We start from the raw sequence: 7,691 nt of genomic DNA, 5'->3' as shown, positions 1-7,691 counted from the left end.
TCATCCGTGAGCATTTGTCGGGGCATGGCAGGCTTGCAGTTTGTTGGCTTAGGAACCTTTATTCTGTGAGCTTGCCCCTATCCTGCCAATACCCCTGCCATGAAACGTCAACAGACCCTAATAATTGTCCTGGGGCGGCTCCTGGTCCTCGCGCCGCTGGGGCGCAAGGCCTTCCCAAAGGCGATGCTGCAGCTCGTTTTCTTCCAGCAGCCGGGCGTTGATCTTGTCCTTGCCGTAGCGCTCAAGCAGGGTGTGGGAGTCCGGCTTCAACAGCGACGCGCCGAGCCCGGCCCGGTGCTCTGCGGCCGGGTAGCCCATGGCGTCGAGGATGGTGGGAAACAGATCGACGATCGAGGCGCGCCGGGAAATTCGCCGGGGTTCCAGGCCGTTGCCCAGCAGCATAAAGGTGTTTTCCCGGGGCAGGCCGACAAGCTCGTCCCAGACCGAGACGCGCATGGACAGGTGGTCGCTTGCCACCACCACCAGGGTATCGTCCAGCAGGCCTTCGTCCTCCAGCCGCTCGACCAGCCGGCGGGCCAGCCAGGCCGAACACTTCACCGAGTAGAGAATGTCCTGATCGTCCCATTCGCCCTGGCGCTCGCGGCAGCTCTGGGCCGGGAAGCCGGCGGGCGCATGGGCGGACAAACTGATGTTGACCACCCCCCAGGGGCCGTCGCTTTCGGCGTCCAGGCGCTTGATTTCGTCGACGGTGAGGTCGTAAAGGGTGTCGTCGTAGAGCCCCCAGTCGTTGACGTAGTCGGGGTCGTCAAGCCCGTCCTTGAGTTCGTCGAGGCCCATGACGTTGTCGAAGCCGTGGCCTTCGTAAAAGCGCCCCTTGCCGGCAAAGGATTTGCTCGCCCCGCCCAGGTAGCTGAGCCGGTAGCCCTGCTCGTCGAGCAGGTCGCCCAGGCACTTCACCCCGGGTACCACTTCGGCCAGCGGCTCGAACTGGCGGTCGTGAACCAGCCCCGCGGGCATCAAGGGAGTGCCGCACTGGCTGCCGATCATGCCGGCCATGGTCCAGCCGGTGTTGTTGATCTGCTCGACGCCTTCAAACACCACGGCGTCTTCGCCAAGCTCGCGCAGGTCGTCGTAGGTGTCGCCGAAGGTGGCGTCGCCGTAGGTGCGCTCCAGGCTTTCCAGGTAGAGGATCACCAGGTTGGGCGGGTCGTCCTGCCTGTCGATGGCGGGGTGCTGGTAGTGGCGGTCGAGCCAGCCGCCGTCGTCGGTGACCACCGCGGCGCTGCGCTCCCCGAGCCCCAGCAGCAGCGGGTTGCCCACCAGCAGCGCCAGCGCAATCAAAGGCTCGATGCGCCGCAGCCGGGCGTCCCGGCGCACCAGCCAGGTAAAGGCGCATAAAAGCCCGATCATGCACAGCGTATAAACCCCGGCGGCGATCAGGCGCTCGGTGCCGCCGTGGTCGGTAATCCCCGCCTGAAGGTGGAAAAACACCGCGCCCAGGTCGACGTTGCCGAAGCTGTCGGCAAGGTAAACGTAAAGGCCCCAGAGGCACAGCGGCACCAGCGACCACGGCCAGGCCCGGCGGTAGCCGCCAACGTTGCTGCCCACCCGCAGCTGCAGGCCCAGGGCGCCGGCCAGCACGGCCACGCAGGGCAGCGTCCACCAGGGCAGGCGCGTCAGAGTGATCAGCGTATAGCCAAGGCCGAGGCCAAGCGCCGTTGCGGGGAGCCAGGCGGCGAGCTTTAAACGGGCAAGCATGGGGCAGTTTTCCTGATGGTAAGGCGTTGCAGCCCGCCAGGCGAGGCCGCGTCAGCCATTGGGGGTCAACGCTGCTCCGTCGGGCGGAGAGCGCCCGCGGCAATGAACAAAAGCTTATCACGAGATACAAAAACGGCACGACCCGAAGGCCGTGCCGTTACCCCTGTACCGCCGGGAAAACGCGCTGCCGCCGCGGCAGCTCAGCGCTTGGACGCGTGATTGGCCGCCAGAACGTCGGCCTTGATCACGCTCTGCTCGGCGATCAGCTCGTTGACCACCGCGCGGCTTTCCTTGTAGTGCTCGGTGGTCTTGTGCTCGGCAAGCGCCTCCTTGCTTTCGTAGATTTCGTAGAGGTGGAAAAGGTCGGGACTGTTCTGGTCCTCGAGCACGTCGAAGACGTAGCAGCCCGGCTCCTCGCGCACCGAGGCTTCGGCGTTGGGCAGCATGGCGCGCAGAAACTCCTCGCGCTTGCCGGGCTTGAGCTGGGTCTGAACAATAATGCAGTACATGGCATCTCCCTGGGTTGACGGCTATACTGGCGGACAATAACGTAATGGAAAATATTTCCATAGTCCGCCCGGTGGCGGCGATTTTCCACCACAACCCATCCTTGTTTCAACTCACGGAGCTTTTATGCAACGCCCACCCGCCTTTAACGGCATGCGCCATATCGCCCTGCAGGTACAGGACCTGGAAGCCTGCGAGCGTTTCTACACCGAAATCCTGGGCATGTCGCTTCTGCGCCGCGCCCACGAAAACCTCGTCTACCTGACGCTTGGCAACGACAACTTCTCGCTCGCCCGGGCCAAGGAAGACACCGGCGGCGACCCCCAGCGCCTCGACCACTTCGGCTTTGTGGTCGATAACAAGGAAGATGTCGACAAGTGGTACGACTACCTGGTCGCCCAGGGCATCAAGGTCTCGCGCCCGCCACACGACCACGGCGACGGCGGCTACAGCTTCTACTGCCTCGACCCCGACGGCAACAGCGTCCAGCCGCTCTACCACCCCAGCGTCTCCGGCCAGACCTTCAGCGAAGCCAAGGGGTAAAGTGCCGCCTGCTGCCCTGCCGCCGGGGCGGTGGCACAAGGCCCTGGTGGCAGCAGGGTGTTGTGGGAGCTGACTTCAGTCAGCGATGATGTAGCCACCAAAGAGCTACTCAGTCACTGCCGAAAAGATCGCGCGTATAGACTTTATCCTTGACGTCAGCGAGCTCGCTGACCATACGGTTGCTGAGGATCACATCGGCTTTGGCCTTGAAGGCGTCCAGGTCGCGCATCACCCTCGAGCCGTAGAAGGTGTCCTCTTCCAGCACCGGTTCATACACGATCACCTCAACCCCCTTGGCCTTGATGCGCTTCATCACCCCCTGCATGGCGCTGGCGCGGAAGTTGTCCGAGCCGGCCTTCATGATCAGGCGATAAACCCCCACCACTCCCGGCCGGTGGTTGATAATCTGTCCGGCGACAAAGTCCTTGCGGGTGCGGTTGGCATCGACGATCGCCTGAATGATGTTGCTGGGCACGTTCTGATAGTTGGCCAGCAGCTGCTTGGTATCCTTGGGCAGGCAGTAGCCGCCGTAGCCAAAGCTGGGGTTGTTGTAATGATCCCCGATGCGCGGGTCGAGCCCCACCCCCTCAATGATCTGGCGGCTGTCCAGCCCGTGGGTCTCGGCGTAGGTGTCCAGCTCGTTGAAATACGCCACGCGCATGGCGAGGTAGGTATTGGCAAACAGCTTGATCGCCTCGGCCTCGGTGCTGTTGGTCAACAGCCAGGGGATGTCCTGTTTTTCCGCCCCCTGCTTCAGCAGGCCGGCAAACCGCTCGGCGCGCTCGGAGCGCTCGCCGACAACAATCCGCGAGGGGTGCAGGTTATCGTACAGCGCCCGCCCTTCGCGCAAAAACTCCGGGGAAAACAGCAGGTTTTCCGTACCAAAGCGTTCGCTGGCCCCCCGGGTGTAGCCGACCGGCACGGTGGACTTGATCACCATCAGCGCCCCGGGGTTGACCGCCATGACGGTCTGGATCACCGCTTCCACGCTTGAGGTATCAAAGGTGTTGGTCTTCGGGTCGTAGTCCGTGGGCGTGGCGATCAGCACGATATCGGCCTCGCGGTAGGCTGCTTCGGCGTCCAGCGTAGCGCGAAAGCTCAGCGAGCGGTTGGCGAGAAAGTCGCTGATCTCGGCGTCCTCGATGGGCGAGATGCCGTTATTCAACAGGCCGACTTTTTCCGCCACGATATCCACGGCGACCACGTCATTATGCTGGGCCAGCAGCATGGCGTTGGAAAGGCCGACGTAGCCGGTACCGGCAACAGCGATGTTCATGGGGGAGTCCTTTTCATTGGTTGTGCTTAAAAGAGCAGCGTGCATGCCCGATATGTCATGGCGAGCGCAGCGCGATACCCGCTACGTCACGGCGAGCGCAGCACTACCCCCACTACGTCATGGCGAGCGAAGCGTGGCCATCTCGGGTTTTGCCCGATATCGGCCCAAGAGATCGCCACGTCGCTACGCTCCTCGCGACGACGGTAGCGGGCGGTGAGCGCCATATCTACTACCAGTCATGGCGAGCGAAGCGTGGCCATCTCGGGTTTTGCCCGATATCGGCCCAAGAGATCGCCACGTCGCTACGCTCCTCGCGACGACGATAGCGGGAAGCGTACACCATCCTCACGACGGCGATAGCGAGCCGCGCGCTCCGTCAGCGGGCGTAGCCCTGGGGGTTGGCCTGCTGCCAGCGCCAGGTATCCGCAAGCATGTCCTCGAGCCCGCGTTCGGCGTGCCAGCCGAGTTCCTCGCGGGCCAGCGCCGGGTTCGCCCAGCACTCGGCGATATCGCCTTCCCGGCGGGGCTCCACTCTGTACGGCACAGGGCGGCCCGAGGCGCGCTCAAAAGCACGAACCATCTCCAGCACCGAATAGCCGCGCCCGGTGCCCAGATTCCAAATGCCAACCCCTCGGCGCGCGGCCAGCACCTGCATGGAGGCCAGGTGGCCCTCGACCAGATCCATGACGTGGATATAGTCGCGCACGCCGGTACCGTCGGCGGTGGGGTAGTCGTTGCCAAAGACCGACAGCGCCTCCCGCCGGCCGACGGCCACCTGGGCGATAAACGGCACCAGATTGTTGGGCTTGCCGTTGGGGTCTTCGCCGATGCGCCCGCTTTCGTGGGCGCCCACCGGGTTGAAGTAGCGTAAAAGCGCAATCGACCAGCGCTCGTCGGCGCGGGCGAGGTCCTGCAGCACGTTCTCCACCATCAGCTTGGAGGTGCCGTAGGGGTTGGTGGGCTTCCCCGTAGGCAAGCCCTCGTGAATCGGCATCGGGTGGCCGTCGCCGTACACCGTGGCCGAGGAGCTGAATACCAGCCGATAAACCCCGGCTGCCGCCATGGCCTGGCACAGCGTCAGCGTGCCGGCGACGTTGGTTTCGTAATAGCGCAGCGGCTCGGCCACGCTCTCGCCCACCGCCTTCAGCCCGGCAAAGTGCAGCACGTCGCTGATCGCGTGGTCGGCAAACAGCGCATCCAGAGCGTCACGATCGCGGATATCGCCTTCAATGAAGGTGGGCGCCTTGCCGGCCAGTTCGGCCACCCGGCGCAGCGCCTCCCGGCTGGCGTTGGCCAGGTTATCGAGCACGACGACGTCGTGCCCCGCCTTAAGTAGCGTCAGCACCATATGCGAGCCGATATAGCCCGCGCCGCCGGTGACCAGTATTGCCATGGTTAACTCCCTGGGTTGGATTCGTCGTGAACCTGAGTCTGGCGGCCGCCTGCCCGCTGTTCTGCTGCCCGTCGCAAGGCCGCCCAGCAAATCACACACAGGCCAAGATAACCGCTGAGCCCGCGCACGTCGCGCAGCATCGACTGGGTCAGGCCGAAGTCGATAAAGGCGATGGGAACCATCATGCCGGCGGTCGCCAGCGCGCTCAGAGCCGGGTCGCGGTGCGAGCCCTTCGCACGCCGCCAGAACAGCCACAGCGGCACGCCGTAGAGCACTAGCAAGGTACCCAGGCCAAGCAGCCCGCGGCGCGCCGCGGTGTCGATCATGTCGCTGTGCAGCTGGTCGTAGCGGCTGATGCCGGGCGGGAACTCGCCCTTTGCCACAAGCCGGTCGCGGGCCGCTTCCAGGTGGCCTTCCCCCCAGCCGGTCAGCGGCCGCTCGGGGAAGAGTGTGGCCCCGGCGCGCCACATCTCCAGCCGCAGGCCCACCGAGGTCCCGCGTGACTCACCCTGCCAATACTGCTGAAGGTTGCTGACCGCCTGATCCACTCGCGCCACCACCCCGCTCTGCGGCAGCAGCACCACGCCCAGCAGTATGGCGACGATCCCCGCGGTAATACCGCGGCGAAGGCCGGTAGGTACCAGGCCGCGTGCTGCCCGATACACCAACAGCAACAACAGCGGCGCGGCGATCCAGCCGCCGCGGGTACCCGACAGCAGCGAGCCGGTCAGGCCTGCTGCCGCGCCCAGCAGGCTCAGCGCCAGCAGGCCGCGCCGGCCAGAGAGACCGCGGCCCAAACACCACAGCGCGCCCATCAACGAGAGCGCCCCCAGCAGCAGCGCAAGGTTGCCGAAGGGAATAGCGTTCATACCGTTGGCGGCGCGCGCCTGGCCCAGCACCAGCCGTTCGTAAAGCGCGATGGCGCCCGCGCCCAGCGCGCCGCAGCTTGCCGCCCACCATAGCGTTTGCGTCGGCGGCGGAAAGCGGCGCAGCCACACCAGCAGCGCCGCGGCCAGCAGTGGCCATAGCGGCAGCAGCACGCCCTGATTGCCTTCGCCCACCGGCCAGATTCCCGTACGCCACACGTCGCCAAGCCAGAGCCCGCCATAGGCCAGCAGCGCGGCCCCCAGCAGGGCATCGTCGCGGTCGAGCCGGCGCCAAAGGCGCTGCGGCGGAGTGAGCGCCAGCCCCGCCAGCAGCGTCACTCCCGCCAGCAGCGGCACCATGGCATAGCTTAAAGGCACCACAATCAGCAGCGCCACAAAGGCAAACACCCAGACACCGTTCAAACGCGTTAACAGGCGCCCGAGCTGCATGTTGTTAATAGTCACTTCCTCCCGGCAAAGCGCCCTCCACGCCATCAAGTACGAGATCGCCACGTCGCTACGCTCCTCGCGACGACACGCCCGTCATAGCGAGCGCAGCACTACCCCCACTACGTCATTGCGAACGCAGTGAAGCAATCTCGGGTTTTGCCCGATATTGGCTCAAGAGATCGCCACGTCGCTACGCTCCTCGCGACGACGGTAGCCGGGAAAGGCGCCACCGCACTTCCTGCGTCATAGCGAGCGAAGCGTGGCTATCTCGGGGTTTGCTGACAGCCCCCACACCGTCTACGTCAAGGCGAAGACCAGCAGGCACGGCTACGCTTGATGAATAATCCCACCAAGGCAACCCTCGCCATGCCGGAAAAAACGTATTACGTCTACATGCTCACCAACCGGCACAACCGCGTCTTGTATACAGGGGTTACCAATGACCTGGTGCGCCGCCTCTATGAACACAGAAACAATCTGGCACCGGGGTTTACCAGCCAGTATCGCTGCCACAAACTCGTCTGGTGCGAGCTATATGACCACCCCCAAGACGCCATTCAACGCGAAAAGCAGCTTAAAAAAGGCTCACGAAAGAAAAAGATCGCGTTGATTGAAGCAGAGAACCCCAGCTGGGAAGACCTGATGCCGTGGTGAAGCCGTTACAATGCCACCGCACTCAAGAGATCGCCACGTCGCTGCGCTCCTCGCGATGACGCGCCCGTCATAGCGAGCGAAGCACCACCCCCACTACGTCATAGCGAGCACTACCCCCACTACGTCATTGCGAACGTAGTGAAGCAATCTCGGGTTTTGCCCTGACGAATCCCCACGAATATGTTGCTACTCGCCGCATAGGCTCTGCTCCCTGACTTCCTCGCGAAGTCGTGCTCGGAGGGTTGTCCAAGCAGGCCAAGGCACGGCGTCGGGTTGATGACGA

Annotated in this window: 7 protein-coding genes; 2 read left to right on the top strand and 5 right to left on the bottom strand. The window is 64.1% G+C overall.

The annotated features are described in order from the left end of the window. Positions 1-117: 117 nt before the first annotated feature. Positions 118-1,719, bottom strand: a complete 1,602-nt coding sequence (locus tag RS027_RS13280) for a sulfatase-like hydrolase/transferase (RefSeq protein ID WP_311957701.1) — start codon at positions 1,717-1,719, stop codon at positions 118-120. 200 nt (positions 1,720-1,919) lie between these two features. Then, a complete protein-coding gene (locus RS027_RS13275) occupies positions 1,920-2,228 on the bottom strand; it encodes a putative quinol monooxygenase (protein ID WP_311957700.1) in 309 nt (102 codons plus the stop codon). A 124-nt stretch (positions 2,229-2,352) separates the two neighbouring features. Between RS027_RS13275 and RS027_RS13270 the strand changes: the two genes are divergently transcribed. Further along, entirely contained in the window at positions 2,353-2,769 is a 417-nt protein-coding gene (locus tag RS027_RS13270; RefSeq protein ID WP_311957698.1) for a VOC family protein, read from the top strand. Between the two features lie 109 nt (positions 2,770-2,878). Here the strand turns inward: RS027_RS13270 and RS027_RS13265 are convergent, their stop codons facing one another. The 3 genes from RS027_RS13265 to RS027_RS13255 form a co-directional block, all read right to left on the bottom strand. Continuing rightward, positions 2,879-4,045: a nucleotide sugar dehydrogenase gene (locus tag RS027_RS13265; protein WP_311957697.1), complete on the bottom strand. Its 1,167-nt coding sequence runs from the start codon at positions 4,043-4,045 to the stop codon at positions 2,879-2,881. Between the two features lie 376 nt (positions 4,046-4,421). Next, entirely contained in the window at positions 4,422-5,438 is a 1,017-nt protein-coding gene (galE, locus tag RS027_RS13260; protein ID WP_311957695.1) for a UDP-glucose 4-epimerase GalE, read from the bottom strand. Between the two features lie 2 nt (positions 5,439-5,440). Next, complete coding sequence (locus RS027_RS13255; RefSeq protein WP_311957694.1) at positions 5,441-6,769, bottom strand: O-antigen ligase family protein; 1,329 nt, start codon at positions 6,767-6,769, stop codon at positions 5,441-5,443. A 321-nt stretch (positions 6,770-7,090) separates the two neighbouring features. Between RS027_RS13255 and RS027_RS13250 the strand changes: the two genes are divergently transcribed. After that, on the top strand, positions 7,091-7,408 hold the full coding sequence (locus RS027_RS13250) for a GIY-YIG nuclease family protein (RefSeq protein ID WP_311957693.1): 318 nt from the start codon (positions 7,091-7,093) through the stop codon (positions 7,406-7,408). Positions 7,409-7,691: the final 283 nt, after the last annotated feature.

It is taken from the genome of Halomonas garicola (assembly GCF_031935715.1).
In the GTDB taxonomy this organism is placed as follows: Bacteria; Pseudomonadota; Gammaproteobacteria; order Pseudomonadales; family Halomonadaceae; genus Vreelandella; species Vreelandella garicola.
This window is presented reverse-complemented; position numbering and strand designations above follow the sequence as displayed.

Coding starts and splice junctions, on each gene's coding strand:
- RS027_RS13280 (WP_311957701.1), bottom strand. CDS start 1,719: ATGCTTGCCCGTTTAAAGCTCGCCGCCTGGCTCCCCGCAACGGCGCTT.
- RS027_RS13275 (WP_311957700.1), bottom strand. CDS start 2,228: ATGTACTGCATTATTGTTCAGACCCAGCTCAAGCCCGGCAAGCGCGAG.
- RS027_RS13270 (WP_311957698.1), top strand. CDS start 2,353: ATGCAACGCCCACCCGCCTTTAACGGCATGCGCCATATCGCCCTGCAG.
- RS027_RS13265 (WP_311957697.1), bottom strand. CDS start 4,045: ATGAACATCGCTGTTGCCGGTACCGGCTACGTCGGCCTTTCCAACGCC.
- galE (WP_311957695.1), bottom strand. CDS start 5,438: ATGGCAATACTGGTCACCGGCGGCGCGGGCTATATCGGCTCGCATATG.
- RS027_RS13250 (WP_311957693.1), top strand. CDS start 7,091: ATGAATAATCCCACCAAGGCAACCCTCGCCATGCCGGAAAAAACGTAT.